Source organism: Selenomonas sp. oral taxon 149 str. 67H29BP (assembly GCF_000146365.1).
Classification (GTDB): domain Bacteria; phylum Bacillota; class Negativicutes; order Selenomonadales; family Selenomonadaceae; genus Centipeda; species Centipeda felix.
In genome coordinates, this window is sequence record NZ_GL397087.1 from 892,906 (window position 1) to 910,839 (window position 17,934).

Consider the following 17,934-nt stretch of genomic DNA (forward strand, 5'->3'; position numbering starts at 1 on the left):
CCACGTGCCGCGCGAAAAGTCAAAAGCTTTGTTGATCTGTCACATCCGCAGCGCAGGCCGCACCGCATCAAAGAGAACGGCATTTTCGCGGATCTTCTCCTCTCCGCCGAGCACACAGCGCACATTCGCCTGCATCGCATCCGCAACAAGCGGTGCAAGCGCACGGATGTCCGCCTGCTGTGCTGTGAGGATCTCATCGCGCGCACGCTGGCGATCCTCCTGCGTGATGCCGCGCAGATGGAACGTTGCGGCAATATCCCCCTTCATCTGCGGCGTCATCGGCGCATCCACGCCGCTCATCGTGCCGATGATGAATTTATCCATCTCACGGTCGGACACATCGAACGTGCGCACATAGTCCGCCGTCTCATCGAGCACATCCAGCGTCTCGGCGAGGTTCGGATCACGGTAGGAAGAAAACACCATGAAACCGTTGCGGTTGAACTGCGTCATCGCACCGTAGGCTCCGCCCTGCACACGGATGCGTGTCCAGAAATAGTCGTAGCGGAGCAGTGTTTCGAGCACGCGCATCGTCCCCGTGTAGCGATAGCCCAGCTTGAGGAAATTCGCCCCCTTTGCCACATACTGCACGCGGCTCTGCGTCGTCAGTCCCTCGTTGCGTGCGCAGATGTTCCACGTGTACGGCGCAGGCGGGAACACTGCCGCAGAGAGCGTGTCCCTGAACGCGGCGAGCTGCTCTGCCGTCTCATCATATATGGAGGCGGGTGCCGTCACACTGAGGATCAGATCATTGCGGTTAAAGATCTGCGGCAGGATGCGTGTAAATGCCGCCTGCATCTTCGCATGATCCGCGTCAAAGTTCTCCTTGAATGCAGAGAGAAAATCGTGGAACGGCAGTCCGCCGACCTCCGCATAGGCGCCCGCCGGTGTCAGGTAGGCAGCAATGCGTGAGGCGACAACCTGATTTGCCGCACGCTGGAGCGAGAGCTCCATGCCCGTCTTCTCCTCATCGACCAGCTCGCGGATACGCTTGCTGCCCGAGAAGTCGCTCGTGCCGATGATCTCCGTGAGGAGCTCAAACAGGCGCGGCAGATTCCCGCGCAGCACCTTGGCGCGCAGCTTGAAGCGCGGCATGAGTGAGTCCGCCTCACCCGCACGCGTATAGGCGACAATGTCCGCTCCGATGCCGCCCGTATAGAGACTGCGCAGCATGGCAAGCTCCGCATAGCCGTGCGTCGCCGTATCGACCGCACCAAACATCTCTGCGAGCAGATACGCATACGGCAGATCCTCCTGTGCAACCGCCGCCATCGGGAAGTAGAAATTCAGATAGACAATGCCGTTCGTCTCGAGATCCGAAAAGAGCACCTTCGTCCCCGCGAGATCGCGCACCTCGAGCGGCAGACGCTCCGCATCCTTGCGAATGTCCGACCGTGCAAGGATAGGGATCGAGCGCAGTGCCTCCTCCGTGTCGGGAACCTCCTGCGCCGCCTTCAGCGCCGCACAGGAGCGCATGACCTCCGCGACCTCATCCGCACTCATCGCAGCCTTCTTCTCCGCCAGCTCCGCCGCCTGGGCTGCCGCCCGTTCCGCACCGAGCGTACGGCTCGGCGCGAGTGTCACGAGAGCGGCGTGCGGATTGTCGAGGAACGCCTCGCGAATCAGCTGCTCGAAGTAGCCGTCCTTGAGTCCCTTTTTGAGCGCGGCAAGAGTATCCTCATAGCGCAGATAGTTCTCAGGCGCACCGCCGTAGAGCCACGTCTTCATCAGGCGAATCCCGTAGATCAGCCCCTTGGGCGACGAGCCGAAGTCCGACTCACGCAGGCGGAACTCAAGCGTATTGAGCGATGCCTGTACGAGCTGATGATTGAGTCCCCCATCCGCGAGCTGCGTCAGCGTCTCCCGCACGACCCGTGCGAACTCCTCCGCGCGCGCCGTCTCCGACTTGCTGACCACGATGCTGAAGAACGGCTGAAGGATATCGCTCTCGTAGTTCGAATCCACATCGCGGCCAAGCCCCGCGTCGATGAGCGCCTGCCGCAGCGGCGCGCCCTGCATCCGCAGCAGCGCATGGTCGAGAACCTGCAGTGCCATGACACGCTTCATATCCGACGTATCGCCGATCACCCAGCTGAGCGAAAGAAAGGCATTCTCTGCGAGCGGCTCCTCCGCGCCGATGGGATAGAAATGATCCTTGCGGACGCACGCCGGGAATGCAGACTGACGATCAATGCGCGACGGCACGGGAATGCGGTCAAAATGCGAGAGGTAGGCACGGTCGAGATACGCCAGCTTCTCCTCGATGTCGAGATTTCCATAGAGATAGATATAGCTGTTGGACGGATGATAATAGCGCGCATGAAACGCGAGGAACTGCTCCTGCGTCAGCGCGGGAATCGCCTCGGGATCGCCGCCCGACTCATAGCCGTATGTCGTATCGGGATAGAGTGCCGCCATGATGCGGCTGCCGAGGAGATCATCCGGCGCGGAGAGCGCGCCCTTCATCTCATTGTAGACCACTCCGCTGTACGTCAGCGGCGCATCTGCATTTTCAAGCTCGTAGTGCCACCCCTCCTGCATGAGCACCTGCGGATTCTCACGCATTGCCGGGTAAAACACTGCATCCAGATAGACATCCATCAGATTTTGGAAATCGCGGTCGTTGCGGCTTGCCACAGGGTACATCGTCTTATCAGGGAACGTCATCGCATTGAGGAACGTATTGAGCGAGCCCTTCACGAGCTCCACGAACGGCTCCTTCAGCGGATACTTGCGCGAGCCGCAGAGTACGGAGTGCTCCACGATATGTGCCACCCCTGTATCATCGACCGGCGGCGTACGGAAGCTGATCGAAAACACCTTGTTGTCGTCCGCCGTCTCTAAAAAAAACAGCTGAGCTCCCGTCTTCTCATGCACAAACATGTGTGCCGTCCCCTCTGCCTCTGCAATCTGCTCCGAGCGAAGCAGACGAAACCCGTGAATCACATCATCTATTTTCATCAAGCGTATCCTCCTTATCGTTACGCCTGCCATTATACCATAGAGAGGGAGATTCTCAAAACAAAAGGACTGTCGATACGACAGCCCAACAAGGGAAATATGAATAAATTCCCCTAAATCTCAAACCGGCGGAAACGCCTTCTCCGGGTACATCTCCTGTGCATTGGCATCATAGCGTCCGATACCGAGAAAAACGCCGTCCGCATAGACACGATAAAGCCCTGCAGCGAGAGGGCGCCGTTCCGTGGTTGAGAGGCCGCTGTAGAACGCCTTGACACGCTGCTGTGCCAGCTCGTAGCAGGGGAGCGACAGGGCGCGGTCTGCCGCGCAGACCGCATCCTCCCCCGCCTCCGCGAGTTCCTCGGGCGTATAGGCATCCGCGAGGGTAAACGCGCCGACGCGGCTGCGCAGAAGGAAGCGCATCGTCGCGGGCAGATGCAGTCCCGCACCGATGTCGGCGCAGAGGGACCGGATATAGGTCCCCTTGGAGCAGTCCACGTCGATCCGGATGCGCTGCCGCACGGCATCGATGTGCAGGAGCTCCAATCGGTGAATAGTGACCTTGCGCGTCGGAATCTCCACCACCCGTCCCTGCCGCACAAGATCGGCGGCACGCTTCCCGCCGACCTTGATTGCTGAGTAAGCGGGCGGGCGCTGCGTGATGCACCCGCGAAAGCGTGCGAGCACCGCCTCAATCTCCTCCGCCGCCGGCAGAACGGGGTGCTCTGCACGCTCCGTTACCGTCCCGTAGACATCCCCTGTGTCCGTCGCATAGCCAAAGGCGATCTCGGCACGGTAGGACTTATCCGCCCCCTCAAGATACTCCACAAGCCGTGCAGCGCGCCCAAGGGCGATGGGGAGAATCCCAGCCGCCGCGGGATCGAGCGTCCCCGCATGACCGACACGTTTCTGGTGAAAGATGCGCCGCACGACATCGACGACATCGTGCGAGGACATCCCTGTCGGCTTCAGTACATTGATGAATCCGTCCACGATTTACGCATTCAGCTCCTCCCCGATGGCATCGAGGATCGCCGTACGAGCCTCGGCAAACGGCGCGTGGATCGTGCATCCCGCTGCACGGATATGTCCGCCGCCGTCGAATTTCTGCGCGATGCGCGAGACGTTCGTCCCCTTTGAGCGCATACTGATGCGGTAGGTATCCTTTTCCAGCCACTTCATAAAGAATACAATCTGTGTCCCCTCGATCACGCGCAGCTCGTCGAGCAGTCCCTCCGTCGTCGTGACTCCGCGTGCCCGCTCCTCGTCGATAAAGACAGCGGCAACCCTGCCGTCAAAGAACATCTCGAGGTTTCGGATGGCTCTGACCTGTGCCATCACTTCATCGTACGACTTCATCTCCATCGCTGCGGAAACGATATTCGGCTTCACGCCGATCTCAAGGAGATCCGCCGCCGCGCGCATCGTATGCGGCGTCGTATTGGAGAATCGGAAAAAGCCTGTATCCGTCGCCATCCCCGTATAAAGGCAGACCGCCGCATCGAGCATCGGCATGATGCCGAGGATGCGTACAAGGTCATAAACTATCTCACAGGTAGCGGCGGCTTTCGGGTTCAGGCAGAGATGCTCCGCCTTCTCATCATTCGTCACATGGTGATCAATATTAAGCAGATGAACGGCATCCACAGCGGATACCGACGCCCCCGTCCTGCCGAGTTCAACATCGCAGACGACAAGCAGGTCAGCGGTATAACGCTGACTCTCTATGGGACGCTCAATTTGGTCAACGCCCGGCAGAATGCTGAAAATTCGGGGAATCTCATCGTCAATCAGGACACGAACTTCTTTCCCCTGCGCACGCAGGACGTGCATGAGTCCAAGCGTCGATCCGATGGCATCCCCATCGGGACGGATATGCGAAGTGAGAACGACAGTCTGCGCATCGCGGAGCATCTGCGCCGAATCGTCCATAGTGATCTTCATACGTCCTCCTTCTTCCCATTCGGCTGCTCCTCATGGATCTCGTTGAGCAGACGCTGGATGTGGTCGCTGTAATTCAGTGATGTATCGAGCGAAAAGCTGATCTCGGGCGTAAAGCGCAGACGGATACGCTTCCCGATCTCGCGCCGTACAAAGCCGAGCGAGCTATTTAGTCCGTTCAGCGTATCACGCGCCTTCTTCTCATCCCCCATGACGCTGACGTAGATCTTCGCCTCACGCAGATCCTCTGTACACGCAACGGAGGTGACCGTCACGAAGCCGATGCGGGGGTCTTTTAACTCATTGAAAATAATATCGCTGACTTCCTGTTTCATCAGCTCCTGAACCTTTTCTACGCGAACCTTGCTCAAGGTGCGCCTCCTCTCCGGTGATATGCAGGGACAATCCATACAAAGACAGCCCGCTGTCCGCCATCATCGGCGGGCAGCAGACTGCCGGTTATTATTCTTCTTCGGCGTGCTCTTCTGCCTTTGCCGCAGCCGCAGCAGCCTGTTCCTCACGCTTCTGCTCCGCCGCCTTATTCGCCTCGGCAATGGAGGTCTCGATCTCCTCCATCGTATACGCCTCGATGATATCGCCCTCGGCAAAGTCGCGGAAATCGACAATCGAGATACCGCACTCATAACCGGCGGCGACCTCCTTCACCTCATCCTTGAAGCGGCGCAGGGAGTCGATCTCCCCGTCGAACAGCTCGACATTGTCGCGCAGGATACGGATCTTGGAGTTGCTCTTGATCTTGCCCTCGAGGACGTATGAGCCCGCGACCAGTGCCTTGGAAAAGCGCATGACCTGACGGATCTCGACCCGTCCCTGGATCACTTCCTTATACTTCGGCTTCAGCATGCCGCTCATCGCATCCTTGACATCGTTGAGCGCATCGTAGATGACGCGGTAAGTGCGGATGTCCACGTTCTCCGTATCGGCAAGGCGGCGTGCGTTTGCATCGGGACGCACGTTGAACGCGATGACGATTGCCTGTGATGCGGAGGCGAGCATGATGTCGGACTCGCTGACCGCACCGACGCCCGAATGCACGATGCTCACGCGCACTTCGTCGTTCTTGTTGAGCCCGAGGAGGGCCGAGTTCAGTGCCTCGACCGAGCCCTGCACGTCCGCCTTGACAAGGATGTTGAGATCCTTGATGTCGCCTTCCTGAATCTGCTGGAAGAGCGCATCGAGCGAAACGCTCTTCGATTTGATGAGGTCACGGCGCTGATTTCCAAGGCGTGCCTCGGCGATGGAGCGTGCCTGCTTCTCATCGACGGCAGCAAGGATGTCGCCTGCCGAGGGCACATCGTTGAGACCGAGGATCTCAACCGGCATCGACGGGCCTGCCTTCTTAACGTTGTCGCCGCGGTCGTTGATCATCGCGCGGACATGTCCGTACGCCGTACCGACGACGATAGAGTCTCCGATGCGCAGCGTACCGCTCTGAACGAGCACCGTCGCCACGGAGCCGCGGCCCTTGTCGAGCTTTGCCTCGATGATGACGCCGCGCGCCTCGCGGTTCGGGTTTGCCTTCAGCTCCTCGACTTCAGCGACAAGCAGGATGTTCTCAAGCAGATCGTCAATGCCCGTGTGCTGCTTTGCCGAGACGGGCACCATGATGGTGTCTCCGCCGTACTCCTCGGCGACGAGCCCGTATTCCATCAGCTCCTGCTTGACGCGCTCGGGATTTGCCCCGGGCTTATCGATCTTGTTGATGGCGATGATGATCGGCACATTCGCCGACTTCGCGTGGTCGATTGCCTCGACCGTCTGCGGCATCACGCCGTCATCCGCCGCGACCACGAGGATCGCAACGTCCGTGATCTGCGCACCGCGCGCACGCATTGCTGTAAACGCCTCATGTCCCGGCGTATCGAGGAAGACAATCTTCTTCCCCTTGCAGACGACCTGATAGGCACCAATGTGCTGCGTAATGCCGCCCGCCTCATGCGTGCTGACCGAGGTATTGCGGATGGCGTCGAGCAGCGACGTCTTGCCGTGATCGACGTGACCCATAACCGTAACGACGGGCGGACGCTCCTTCAGCGTCTTCGGATCATCCACGATCTCGGGGATCAGCGTCGGATCGATATCCGGCGGCAGTTCCTCGGTGGTGACACCGAACTCCCCTGCCACAAGCGTTGCCGTATCAAAGTCGATCTCCTGATTGATGCTCGCCATGACGCCCATGAGCATAAGCTTTTTGATGATGTCCGATGCGGTGTAGCTCATCTTGGATGCGAGATCCTTGACGGCAATCGTCTCCGGCAGCTTGATGTGCTTCGGCCGTGCGATCTCCACCTTTGCTGCGGGAGCAGACGCCGCTGTGCCGCGTCCCCCCTTGCGTCCCTTGCGTGCGCCGCCGCGGCTGCGGTCGTTCTGACGCAGATCGCTGCGCTCCTCACGATCGCGTCGCGCGCCGCTACGCCCGCCGCGTCCGCGATCCGAGCCCGCACCGCCTTCATTGCTGCGACCGCCGCCGCGTCTGCGGCTCTCACCGCGTCCCTCCGTCGGCGGCATCGCAGGCATTGCCGGCGCTGCCGGGCGTGCACCGCCGGGGCGCCCTGCCGGACGGGAGCTGCGGCTCGCAGAGCTGCCTGCTGCCCCTGTACTGCTCCGACGCTGCGGCGTCTCGGCCGCAGTCTTGGCAGGTGCCTGCCGAACGATGACGATGCCGGGCGCCTTCGTGCGCGCACGAAGAACAGGGCGCTCCTTCTCCTCAGCGGGCGCACTCGGCGCCTTTACCTCCGGCTGTTCTGCCGACTTTTCCGCGTCGTCAGCCTTCTCCGCAGGCTTCTTGGGCGCAGTCGTCTTCGGTGCCGCAGATTTCGCTGCTGCCTTGCTCGGCAGCGCCTCCTTACGCACGGGCTTCGCCGTACGTCCGAGCTCCGCCTTGACGGCTGCGCGCTCCTCCTCACCGACGGCACTGAACATATTTTTTACTTTGTAGTTCTTGCTCTTCAGGATGTCAATAATGGTACCTTTGTCCATCTTAAATTCCTTCGCCAAATCGGTGATTCTGTATTTCGCTTCTGACATCAATCCACCCCCGTCGGTATATCATGCAAGCAGGCGGCGAGCCTCTTTGCAAATCCTCTATCTATCAGCAGTGCAACAGCACGGTATTCCTTGCCAAGACAGTGTCCCAGCTGCTGCATCGTCAGCAGTTCCGCCGCCGGCACGTCCATCTGTGCCGCCATGCGGGTAAATTTATCCTTCGTCTCCTCCGACGCATCCCGCGCGAGCAGGAGATAGGCGCCGCGCTTCTTCCACAGCATCTCCTCCGCCATGAATGCTCCCGAGACAATACGCCGCGCGCGTGCCGCCATACTGAGGAGATTCTGTACGCGCGTTTCAGTCGCTGCGTCCATGAGCACACTCCTCTCCGGAGACCGCCGCCTCCGCCGCATCGTAGACCGCAGGTGCAACGCGGCCTTTCAGTGACCACGAAAGACCGCCATGACGCCGTGCCTCCTGCACACAGGCGACAGAGCGACAGAGATAGGCCCCCCGTCCCGGGCTCTTTCCGGTCGGATCAATACCGACGGTTCCATCCGCATGACGCACAACACGCAGCAGTTTGTCCTTGGGATGCAGCGTTCGACAGCCGACACACAGCCGCTCGGGCTGTTTCGCCCGCCCCATTTAGGCCTCCTCAGGCGTCGCTTGGTCTTCGGACGGCGCATCTGTAGGCGCACCATCGGCCTGCTCTGTTTCCCGTGCCTGCGTCTCACTCTTGATGTCGATCTTCCATCCCGTGAGTTTTGCGGCAAGGCGGGCATTCTGCCCCTCCTTGCCGATGGCAAGTGAGAGCTGGTAGTCGGGCACCACAACGCGGGAGATTTTTTCCGCCTCGTTCACCGCGACCGAGATCACCTTGGCGGGGTTCAGCGAGTTGGCGATATAGGTCGCGGGATCGTCACTCCATTTGACAATGTCGATCTTCTCCCCCGCCAGTTCATCGACAACCGCCTGTACGCGCATATAGTGCGGGCCCACGCAGGCGCCAATGGGATCGACGCGCTCCTCGGACGACCAGACCGCCACCTTGGAGCGGCTGCCCGCCTCACGCGCGATGGAGCGAATCTCGACGACCCCCTCCTGAATCTCCGGCACCTGCAGTTCAAAGAGCTTTTTGAGCAGTCCCGGATGCGTCCGTGAGAGCATGATCTGCGGGCCGCGGCTCGTACGCTTGACCTCGATGATGTAGGCGCGCACCGTGTCGCCGTAGTTGTACGTCTCATTCGGCAGTTGCTCTGTCGCCATGAGCACTGCCTCGGCGCGCCCGATGTCCACGAACACATTATGCCCCTCGACGCGCTGGACGATCCCCGTGACGATCTCCGAGGAGCGGTTCATGTACTCCTCGTAGACGATGCCGCGCTCTGCCTCACGCAGTCGCTGCATGACGACCTGCTTCGCCGTCTGTGCGGCAATACGTCCGAAGTTCGCCGGCGTCATCTCGATCTCGACCACGTCGCCGACCACATAGTCCGGATTGATGGCTCTGGCCTGTGCAAGTCCAATCTCCGTGACATCGCTCTCCACCTCATCCACCACCGTCTTAATGGCGAAAACATGGAACGCACCCGTCTCACGTGACAGGGAAATGCGGACATTCTGTGCCGCACCGAAGTTACGGCGGTACGCCGAGATCAGTGCCGCCTCGATCGTCTCAAAGAGGAGCTCCTCATCGATGCCCTTCTCGTACGCCAGCTCCTTCAGCGTCTGCAAAAATTCCTTGCCGCTGTCCTTCTCCTTGGTATTTTTTCTTGCCAACCCCAAAGCCTCCTAAAAATCGATATGCAGGCGCACCTGTGAGACCTGCTGCATGGGAATCCGTATCCCATCATCCAGTGTCAACGTCTCACCGTCATACCCCGCGAGCGTCCCGGTCCACTGTTTCTTTCCCTCAAACGGAGCATAGAGCGTCACATCGACGACGCGTCCATGCTCACGTACAAAGTCGCGTTCCTTGCGCAGGACACGGTCAAGCCCTGGTGACGAAACCTCCAGAGTGTATGCGTCGGGAATAACGTCCTCCCGATCGAGAATCTCCTCCAGGCGCTCACTGAGACGCTGGCAGTCGTCGATGTCGATGCCGCCCGCCTTGTCGATGTAGACGCGCAGATAGTAGTCACGCTCCTTCACGTACTCGACATCCACTAGCTCGATGGCGGGCGAATCCGTCAGCAGTCCGCGCACCATCTCCTCGACGCGCTCCTCGATCTTCGCGCTCATGCTCTCCCTCTTCTCATACGTAATGAAAGAGTGGGCTTCCACCCACTCTTTCCGAAACTTAAATGAATTTCTTGCAGTATAGCATAGGGTAGGACTTTTGTAAAGCCCTCACAGTGATTTTCGTCAATGGATCATACGGCTGAGACTCGACTGCGAGAACAGCATGATCAGCAGGATACCGATGACGAGAGAATAAATCCACCCGTTCACCTCAATCGAGGCGACCTTCACCTTTGCGCAAACCAGTTCCTTCCACGCACGGAAAATAATATCACCTGTCAGTGCAGTGCCCTGCGAAAGCAGCTGATCGGTCACATACAGCAGAACACTCCCTGCACACAGATTGATTGCTCCAACAAAGAAAAACATTGCTCCCAAGTCGACCGAGATTGCCGACCCCGCCATTGCACCAAGAAATGTCTTCTTCAGTTCCGAAATCGCACTCTGATATCGAATAAATGCAATGACAGAAAAAATGAGCAGAGAGTGCCCCATTGCCGCTGCCAAAACATAATTTTTCTTTTTCAGAAGTGCATGAGCAGAAGCTGCACCGACAAAGATAAGGGCAAGCATCAGACCTTTGCTGATATCCATGATGGACACGTCAATCATTTTCCCGAGGGAAATCCACGGCATAAACACAGAAACCACAATGGCACCGACGCTGATGTAAGAAGTAACAACCAGGTTTTCACGCAGCTTCCTGATCTTCTTCGTGTTCTCCTCAGCCTCTGCCGTCTGCACAGGCTGCTGCACATCTTCTGCATCCGCCATTTTCACAGGGTTTTCCGCTGCATCCGGCAGCTGCTCTTGGGACGCGCCGCAGTGTGGGCAGAACTTGACATTCTCATCAATGGAAGCTCCGCATTTTTCACATAATTTCATTGGATCCACCTTTCTATCTCCCGTACAGCCGCCGTACGATCCACGACATCACGCGGCTCGGACCGATGAGCCGGAGGATCGTTCCTGCGATCAGGACAGCCACGAGAATCATAGCAATCGCGGGCAGCGCGACAAAAAGAAACGCTGCAAGGAGTGCCGCAAACACAGCCGCCCATACAATGCTCGAAAACAGCGAGCGGCGTGGTATCCCGGTCCCGATGCGGATATAGCGCACAGAACCGCGCCCGCCGCCATAGGCAGAGCCATGCCGTGCCTCATCCTGCGGCTCTGCGCCGCTCTCATCCACCGTCACACCGCGATAAGCGGCATTCTCCTCCGGACTCATCGGCCGGATACGCGGATCCTGTTCCATGGGGTCTCCTCCCTTCACGACTCTTTTTTCTCATCCACCTTGCGCATCGCCGCACCGCACAACATCGTCACGAACCCCTCCTCGCTCAGATAGCGCGGGTCGAACGGAACGCAGCCGAGCGTCTCCCGCATGCGGCGATACGCGGCATTGACACTCCGCTTATTCGAACCGAGCACATGATACAGCTCCGTGAGCGACGTGAGATCAATGCCATTGATCTCGGCAAAGAGGAAAATCGCTGCCGTCAGCATCTCCGGCGTCTGCGCTCGCTTCAGATCAAACTGCGCGTAGTCAAAGAACATCGTCCCGAGCAAATCCCGCGCATGGTGGCTGAATCCGAGTGCCTCCGATACGACAGCGAGTGCACTGAACTCCTCCGCACACGTACGCTGCGAAAGCGTCCATTTCGGACGCCTCGGCGGCAGCGCATGCTGCGGCAGGACATTCAGCCGTGCATGCGACGCGAGCATGTGAATCGTATGACGCACGAGCGCCGCCTCGCGTGCGAGAAAATCATCCATATCCGCCTTGGGCGACTGATAGAGAAAGAGCTCATACTCCTGCTGAATTGTATCCTTGATGCGCCGCTGCAGCGGTCTGCTCGCGGGCACGGCCGTGATATAGTTGAGCATCATCATGCCCTCATCACAGATGTGCCCGAACAGAATGTTCTTCTCGAGCGCTCCCGGGATGTCGGGCCGCGGCAGAACAACCTCCTCCTCACGCAGAAGATCGCTGCAGACGATGTGATCCTCATACGTCTCCTCCACCGTCAGCACAGCGAACCGTGCCGCGAGGAGATCGCGCAGGATCTCGCGTTCATCCTGCCGCAGCGTCTTATCCTCCTTCGCACAAAAATGCTCGATCGGTGTCTCATCCGTACTGATCAGATGATAGTCAAAGAAGAAATAGTCCCAGAACCGCAGCCAGAATGCCTCTTTTTCCTCATCAGAAGACTGCTCGTAGGCACTCGCGTCGTAGAGATTGCCCGTATAGATCATCGCCGCGCGCCCGATCTCCCGCTGGTACATGGGGCGACGGAAATACTCGCCGATCTCGTGGAGGAGCTCGTTAAGCTGCAGATTCAGCTCCTCCATCTCGATGCGCTCATCCTCCTCGATATCTTCAAGGGTCAGCCCTTCGATCTCCTCCCACTCCACACGCTCCGGCAGACGAAAACGCCCCGTAAGGTAGAACATCTCCAAATCGGCATCCAGCTCACCGAAATCGATTTCATACTTCCCCGTCTCATCCAGATACGTGAGGAAGTCATTCATACGTTTAAAATAATCCTCCGCATGGCGTTTCAGCGGACGACGATCGATATGCGCGTCGGCAAAGCGGAAAAAGAGCGCAAGATAGTCGATATGGATCAAAAGCCGTGCGAGCGAATCATCGCGCCGCATGATGACCGTGAGAAAGTCCTCAATGCAGTACCAGTCCGTACACAGCCCCTCAGCACTCTCGCCCCGCCACGCCGCCTCACGCAGATACCGCTCCGTCAGTGTGCGCGGAACAAAAATCTGTGCGCGTCCATGCGCCAAGTAAAAACGCTTGACCAACGCGTAGACATTTTCCATGAACCCTCCCGATGCCATGCGCCCTCAATACAAATTTCAATTCCTTTTATCCTAACAAAAGTAGGAAACGATGTCAATGCGCAGTGAGGCGGCCGCAGCAAACGCTGCAGCCGCCTCGCTGAAATAGATCAGGTAAACAGATCCTTGAACTTCTCCGTAAAGCTCTTTTGCTCCGGATTCACCGCATCGCCACTCAGCTCCGCGAACTCCTTGAGGAGCTCCTTTTGCCTTGCTGAGAGCTTCTGCGGCGTTGTGACCTTGACGCGGACATGCTCGTCACCGCGTCCCGTGCCGCGCAGGCTGGGGATTCCCTTGCCCTTGACGCGCAGCACCGTCCCCGTCTGGATCCCCGCCGGGATCTTGAGATCGACCGCCCCGTCGAGCGTCGGCACCTGCACAACTGCGCCGAGCGATGCCTGCACGAACGTGATCGGGATCTCGATGATGACATCGTTGCCGCGCCGCTGGAACAGCTTGTGCGGCCGGATGAAGATGTAGACGTAGAGGTCGCCGTTCGCCCCGCCGCGTACACCCGCCTCGCCGCTGCCCGTCACACGGACGCGCTGGCCGTCGTCCACGCCGCGCGGAATGTTGACCTTGATCGTCTTCGTCACGCGCTTGCGACCCGTACCATGACAGTCGGGACACGGCGTCTTGATGATCTTGCCCGTGCCGTGGCACTGGCTACACGTACGCGAGGTCATCATGCTGCCGAACATTGTCCGCTGCATCACCTGCTCCTGCCCGGAGCCATGACACGTCGGACAGGTCTCTGCCGCAGAGCCCTTTGCCGCGCCGGAGCCGCCGCAGGTCGGGCAGTTCTCCTCACGCGGGATAGACAACTCGACCTCCTTGCCGAATGCTGCCTCCTCAAACGAAATCTCCAGATCGTAGCGCAGATCAGCCCCGCGCTCGGGGCCCTGTCTGCGTGCACGGCGACCGCCGCCGCCCATGCCGAACATATCGAAGATATCGTTCATATCGAAGCCTTCGAATCCGCCGCCGAAGGGGCTGCCCCCTCCGGCCCCCGCACCGCCGCGGCGCGGGTCAAAGGCATCGTGACCGAACTGGTCATACGTCGCCTTCTTCTTCGGATCCTTCAGCACATCGTACGCCTCGTTGACCTCCTTGAATTTCTCCTCGGCAGTCTTCGGGTCGTCACGGTTGAGGTCGGGGTGATACTTGCGCGCGAGTTTCTTGTATGCTTTTTTGATCTCGTCGTCCGAGGCTCCCTTTTTGAGCCCCAGGACTTCGTAGTAATCGCGTTTCTCGCTCACGATACCACCTTACTTCTTATCATCCTTGACTTCGGTGAACTCCGCATCGACGACGTTGTCGTCCTGCGGCGCTCCCTGCGCACCTGCGCCGGCATTTGCCTCCGCGCCCGGCGCTGCACCGGCGGCACCCGCTGCCTGCTGTGCCTGCTGATAGGCAGCCGCAGAGAGCTCATAGAGCGGCTGGCGAACCTCCTCCGTCGCAGACTTGATCGCTTCGAGATCAGAGCCCTTGAGAGCCTCTTTCAACTTATCAATGCCTGCCTGTACCTTGGAGACGAGCGCCTTGTCCGCATTCTCGCCGAGATCCTTGATCGCCTTCTCCGCCTGATAGACAAGGGAGTCGCCCGTGTTGCGCGCATCGACGGCTTCCTTCTGCGCCTTGTCCTCGGCAGCGTGTGCCTCGGCTTCCTTAACCATGCGGTCGATGTCCTCTTTGCTCATGCCGCTGTCGGACTGAATCGTAATCTTCTGCTCCTTGCCCGTGCCGAGATCCTTTGCCGACACATTGACGATGCCGTTTGCATCGATGTCGAACTTGACTTCGATCTGGGGTACGCCGCGCGGTGCGGGCGGGATGTCCGTCAGCTGGAAACGGCCGAGGGTCTTGTTGCCCGCTGCCATTTCGCGCTCGCCCTGCAGGACATGGATCTCAACGCCCGGCTGATTGTCCGCCGCCGTCGAGAACACCTGGCTCTTCGAGGTCGGGATCGTCGTGTTACGCTCGATGATCTTCGTGCAGACGCCACCGAGGGTCTCGATGCCGAGCGAAAGCGGGGTAACGTCGAGGAGCAGGACATCCTTGACCTCACCGACGAGGACACCGCCCTGGATCGCGGCGCCGATGGAGACGCACTCATCCGGGTTGACGCCCTTCGAGGGCTCTTTGCCAAGGATCTTGCGGATGGCTTCCTGTACCGCAGGGATACGGGACGAGCCGCCGACGAGAATGATCTTGTCGATGTCGCTGCCCGAGAGCCCCGCATCCTCCATAGCCTTGCGCGTCGGCACCATCGTGCGTTCCACGAGGTCAGCTGTCAGCTCATCGAACTTCGCACGCGAGAGCGTCAGATCGAGATGCTTCGGGCCCGTGGCATCTGCCGTGATGAACGGCAGGTTGATGTTCGTCTGGCTCATGCTCGAGAGTTCGATCTTCGCCTTTTCAGCCGCCTCGATGAGACGCTGTGCGCTCATCTTGTCCTGCGAGAGGTCGATGCCGTTCTCCTTCTTGAACTCCTCGACCATCCAGTCCATGATCTTCTTATCGAAATCGTCGCCGCCGAGCACCGTGTCGCCGTTCGTCGCCTTGACTTCGAACACGCCCTCGCTCAGCTCAAGAATGGAGACATCGAATGTGCCGCCGCCAAGGTCGAAGACGAGCACCGTCTCATCCTGATCCTTATCCAAGCCATAGGCGAGTGCCGCCGCCGTCGGCTCGTTGATGATACGCAGCACCTCAAGGCCTGCGATCTTACCCGCATCCTTCGTCGCCTGACGCTGGCTGTCATTGAAGTACGCCGGCACCGTGATGACCGCCTGCGAGACCGTCTCGCCGAGATATGCCTCTGCATCGCTCTTGAGCTTCTGCAGAATCATTGCTGAGATCTCGGGCGGCGTGTAGCTCTTTCCATCAATCGTGACATGATAGTTCGGATCACCCATGTGACGCTTGATCGACGAGATCGTGCGGTCAGGATTCGACACCGCCTGATTCTTCGCGAGGCGGCCGACGAGACGCTGGCCGTCCTTCGTAAAACCGACAACAGACGGCGTGATGCGGCTGCCCTCAGGATTCGTAATAACGACCGGCTCGCCGCCCTCCATCACGGAGACAACCGAGTTCGTCGTACCAAGATCAATACCAATTACTTTAGCCATGTTATATTCCCCCAAAAATCATAAAGATATTATTTCGTTAGTTACCGGCGACCTGCACCATCGCGGGGCGGATCACACGTCCTTTTGCCTGGTAGCCCTTCTGGAGCACCTGTGTGATCGTTCCGTCCTCTGCATCCGCATCCTCCACGCGCATCACCGCCTGGTGAAAATTCGGATCGAAGGGCTGGCCCTCTGCCTCGATGGCCTCAAGACCGTGCTTCTGCATGACCTCACGCAGCTGCGTGTGAATCATCTCGACGCCCTTCTGGAACGCCTCGACATCCGTCTGCTCCACGGCGAGTGCCCGCTCAAAATTATCGAGGAGCGGCAGCAGATCGCCGAGCATATTCTGCGTAATGACGGCGGCGAGTTCTTCTTTTTCCTTCGCCGTGCGGCGGCGGAAATTTTCAAAATCCGCCTGCAGGCGCAGGACACGATCACTCTTTTCCTTCAGCTCCGCCTCGAGTGCGGCAATTTTATCCGCCTCGGTCGGGGCGCTGTCCTCCTCCCCTGCGGGTGTGTCCGCCGCATCCGTCTCAGTCACAGCATCCGCAGCAGCCTCAGGCTGCCCCTCTGCCGTGTCCTGTACCTTCTCTTCTTCCTGCAAGCCGTTCACCTCTCCTACCACTTTAATTGATAGATCATTTCTGTCAAGTTCGTATTGACATAGTCAAGGATGCGCATTGCTTTCGCATATTCCATCCGCGTCGGCCCGAGCACGGCAATCGTTCCGAGCAGCTTTCCGTCGACATGATAGGTCGCCGTGATGAAGCTGCTGTCCCAAAACGTACTGCTCTCGTTCTCTCGCCCGATCGTGACTGTCAGGTCCTCTCCCGCATGGGTATGCAGGATATCCTTCACAAGATCCTCGCGCTCAAGGACGAGCAGCATCGCGCGTACGCGATCGAGATCCTGAAACTCGGGATTGCTGAGGAGCTGCGCTGTCCCACCAAGATAGAGACGACCATCCTCACGCCCTTCGAGCGCGCGGTGCATCACCTCCACCGCCGCGACGAAGATCGACTCATCGCCGATCGCATCGCGGATGCGGCGCATATCCTGCTTTGTCACAGCACGGAGTGCCTTGCCCGAGAGCGTCTGATTCACCGCGCCCGCCATCCGCTGGAAATCTGCGAACGTCGCACCGTCTGGAATCTCGACGATACGGTTTTCGACGAACCCTGCATCCGTCATGAGGACGGCAATCGCGTGACCGAGATCAAGCGGCAGGAACTGCAGCATGCGGAACGTGGACTGTGCGGCCTGCGGTGCAAGCACGAGCGACAGGTTATGTGTCACATCGGCGATGAGGCGCGCCGTTTCCTGAAACACCTCATCGAGCCGCCGCACGCGCCCTTTGTACCAATCATGAATCTTTGTCTTCTCGGCATCCGTCACCGGAGCGATAGGCTGCAGCCCGTCGACGTAGAAGCGATAGCCCTTCGACGACGGAATGCGTCCGGCGGATGTGTGCGGATGCTCCAGATAACCGAGCATTTCCAGATCCGCCATTTCGTTGCGAATGGTGGCAGGGCTGATGCCGAGATTGTACTTCTGCGCAAGTGTCCGTGACCCGACCGGCTCCGCCGATGCAATGTAGTCATCGACGACCGCCCATAGGATTTGGCTCTTGCGCTCATCCAGATCGTTCGACATTCACCCCTCTCCTTTCAATTCTGTTAGCACTCTATTGGTCTGAGTGCTAATCAAAATCTATAAAGAATATACAGCGTAAAAAACAAAAAGTCAATAGCAAAATGACAAAAAGTCAAATTTTTTATTGCGGATATCT

At 58.8% G+C, this 17,934-nt stretch carries 16 protein-coding genes; all 16 read right to left on the reverse strand.

Annotation, left to right across the window (positions count from 1 at the left end; genetic code table 11):
- Window positions 1–39 precede the first annotated feature (39 nt).
- On the reverse strand, window positions 40–2,961 hold the full coding sequence (locus HMPREF9166_RS04265; protein ID WP_039981007.1) for an insulinase family protein: 2,922 nt from the start codon (window positions 2,959–2,961) through the stop codon (window positions 40–42).
- Between the two features lie 120 nt (window positions 2,962–3,081).
- Window positions 3,082–3,954, reverse strand: a complete 873-nt coding sequence (gene truB, locus HMPREF9166_RS04270) for a tRNA pseudouridine(55) synthase TruB (RefSeq protein ID WP_009442833.1) — start codon at window positions 3,952–3,954, stop codon at window positions 3,082–3,084.
- Window positions 3,955–3,957: 3 nt separating this feature from the next.
- Entirely contained in the window at window positions 3,958–4,905 is a 948-nt protein-coding gene (locus HMPREF9166_RS04275) for a bifunctional oligoribonuclease/PAP phosphatase NrnA (RefSeq protein WP_009442834.1), read from the reverse strand.
- Window positions 4,902–5,273 (reverse strand): 30S ribosome-binding factor RbfA, encoded by a 372-nt coding sequence (gene rbfA, locus HMPREF9166_RS04280; protein ID WP_039981009.1) that lies wholly within the window; start codon window positions 5,271–5,273, stop codon window positions 4,902–4,904. The genes HMPREF9166_RS04275 and rbfA overlap by 4 nt, the downstream gene beginning before the upstream one ends.
- A 91-nt stretch (window positions 5,274–5,364) precedes the next feature.
- Window positions 5,365–7,950 carry a translation initiation factor IF-2 gene (gene infB / locus HMPREF9166_RS04285; RefSeq protein WP_009442836.1) on the reverse strand — a complete coding sequence of 862 codons (2,586 nt, stop codon included), beginning with the start codon at window positions 7,948–7,950 and terminating at the stop codon, window positions 5,365–5,367.
- On the reverse strand, window positions 7,950–8,282 hold the full coding sequence (locus tag HMPREF9166_RS04290; RefSeq protein WP_009442837.1) for a ribosomal L7Ae/L30e/S12e/Gadd45 family protein: 333 nt from the start codon (window positions 8,280–8,282) through the stop codon (window positions 7,950–7,952). Before HMPREF9166_RS04290 ends, infB begins: the two co-directional genes overlap by 1 nt.
- Window positions 8,266–8,556: an RNase P modulator RnpM gene (gene rnpM, locus HMPREF9166_RS04295; protein WP_009442838.1), complete on the reverse strand. Its 291-nt coding sequence runs from the start codon at window positions 8,554–8,556 to the stop codon at window positions 8,266–8,268. Before rnpM ends, HMPREF9166_RS04290 begins: the two co-directional genes overlap by 17 nt.
- Complete coding sequence (gene nusA / locus HMPREF9166_RS04300) at window positions 8,557–9,690, reverse strand: transcription termination factor NusA (protein ID WP_039981013.1); 1,134 nt, start codon at window positions 9,688–9,690, stop codon at window positions 8,557–8,559.
- Between the two features lie 12 nt (window positions 9,691–9,702).
- Window positions 9,703–10,152, reverse strand: coding sequence for a ribosome maturation factor RimP (gene rimP, locus HMPREF9166_RS04305; protein WP_050749694.1), 450 nt, complete (start codon window positions 10,150–10,152; stop codon window positions 9,703–9,705).
- Window positions 10,153–10,275: 123 nt separating this feature from the next.
- A complete protein-coding gene (locus tag HMPREF9166_RS04310) occupies window positions 10,276–11,037 on the reverse strand; it encodes a zinc-ribbon domain-containing protein (RefSeq protein ID WP_009442841.1) in 762 nt (253 codons plus the stop codon).
- Between the two features lie 13 nt (window positions 11,038–11,050).
- On the reverse strand, window positions 11,051–11,410 hold the full coding sequence (locus HMPREF9166_RS04315) for a hypothetical protein (protein ID WP_009442842.1): 360 nt from the start codon (window positions 11,408–11,410) through the stop codon (window positions 11,051–11,053).
- A 14-nt stretch (window positions 11,411–11,424) separates the two neighbouring features.
- Window positions 11,425–12,990 (reverse strand): hypothetical protein, encoded by a 1,566-nt coding sequence (locus HMPREF9166_RS04320; protein WP_050749695.1) that lies wholly within the window; start codon window positions 12,988–12,990, stop codon window positions 11,425–11,427.
- Window positions 12,991–13,118: 128 nt separating this feature from the next.
- Window positions 13,119–14,267, reverse strand: a complete 1,149-nt coding sequence (gene dnaJ, locus HMPREF9166_RS04325; RefSeq protein WP_009442844.1) for a molecular chaperone DnaJ — start codon at window positions 14,265–14,267, stop codon at window positions 13,119–13,121.
- Between the two features lie 9 nt (window positions 14,268–14,276).
- On the reverse strand, window positions 14,277–16,142 hold the full coding sequence (gene dnaK, locus HMPREF9166_RS04330) for a molecular chaperone DnaK (protein WP_009442845.1): 1,866 nt from the start codon (window positions 16,140–16,142) through the stop codon (window positions 14,277–14,279).
- 37 nt (window positions 16,143–16,179) lie between these two features.
- Complete coding sequence (grpE, locus tag HMPREF9166_RS04335) at window positions 16,180–16,770, reverse strand: nucleotide exchange factor GrpE (protein WP_009442846.1); 591 nt, start codon at window positions 16,768–16,770, stop codon at window positions 16,180–16,182.
- Window positions 16,764–17,798, reverse strand: coding sequence for a heat-inducible transcriptional repressor HrcA (gene hrcA / locus HMPREF9166_RS04340; protein ID WP_009442847.1), 1,035 nt, complete (start codon window positions 17,796–17,798; stop codon window positions 16,764–16,766). Before hrcA ends, grpE begins: the two co-directional genes overlap by 7 nt.
- Window positions 17,799–17,934: the final 136 nt, after the last annotated feature.

Coding starts and splice junctions, on each gene's coding strand:
- HMPREF9166_RS04265 (WP_039981007.1), bottom strand. CDS start 2,961: ATGAAAATAGATGATGTGATTCACGGGTTTCGTCTGCTTCGCTCGGAG.
- HMPREF9166_RS04275 (WP_009442834.1), bottom strand. CDS start 4,905: ATGAAGATCACTATGGACGATTCGGCGCAGATGCTCCGCGATGCGCAG.
- infB (WP_009442836.1), bottom strand. CDS start 7,950: ATGTCAGAAGCGAAATACAGAATCACCGATTTGGCGAAGGAATTTAAG.
- HMPREF9166_RS04290 (WP_009442837.1), bottom strand. CDS start 8,282: ATGGACGCAGCGACTGAAACGCGCGTACAGAATCTCCTCAGTATGGCG.
- rnpM (WP_009442838.1), bottom strand. CDS start 8,556: ATGGGGCGGGCGAAACAGCCCGAGCGGCTGTGTGTCGGCTGTCGAACG.
- rimP (WP_050749694.1), bottom strand. CDS start 10,152: ATGAGCGCGAAGATCGAGGAGCGCGTCGAGGAGATGGTGCGCGGACTG.
- HMPREF9166_RS04310 (WP_009442841.1), bottom strand. CDS start 11,037: ATGAAATTATGTGAAAAATGCGGAGCTTCCATTGATGAGAATGTCAAG.
- HMPREF9166_RS04315 (WP_009442842.1), bottom strand. CDS start 11,410: ATGGAACAGGATCCGCGTATCCGGCCGATGAGTCCGGAGGAGAATGCC.
- HMPREF9166_RS04320 (WP_050749695.1), bottom strand. CDS start 12,990: ATGGAAAATGTCTACGCGTTGGTCAAGCGTTTTTACTTGGCGCATGGA.
- dnaK (WP_009442845.1), bottom strand. CDS start 16,142: ATGGCTAAAGTAATTGGTATTGATCTTGGTACGACGAACTCGGTTGTC.
- hrcA (WP_009442847.1), bottom strand. CDS start 17,798: ATGTCGAACGATCTGGATGAGCGCAAGAGCCAAATCCTATGGGCGGTC.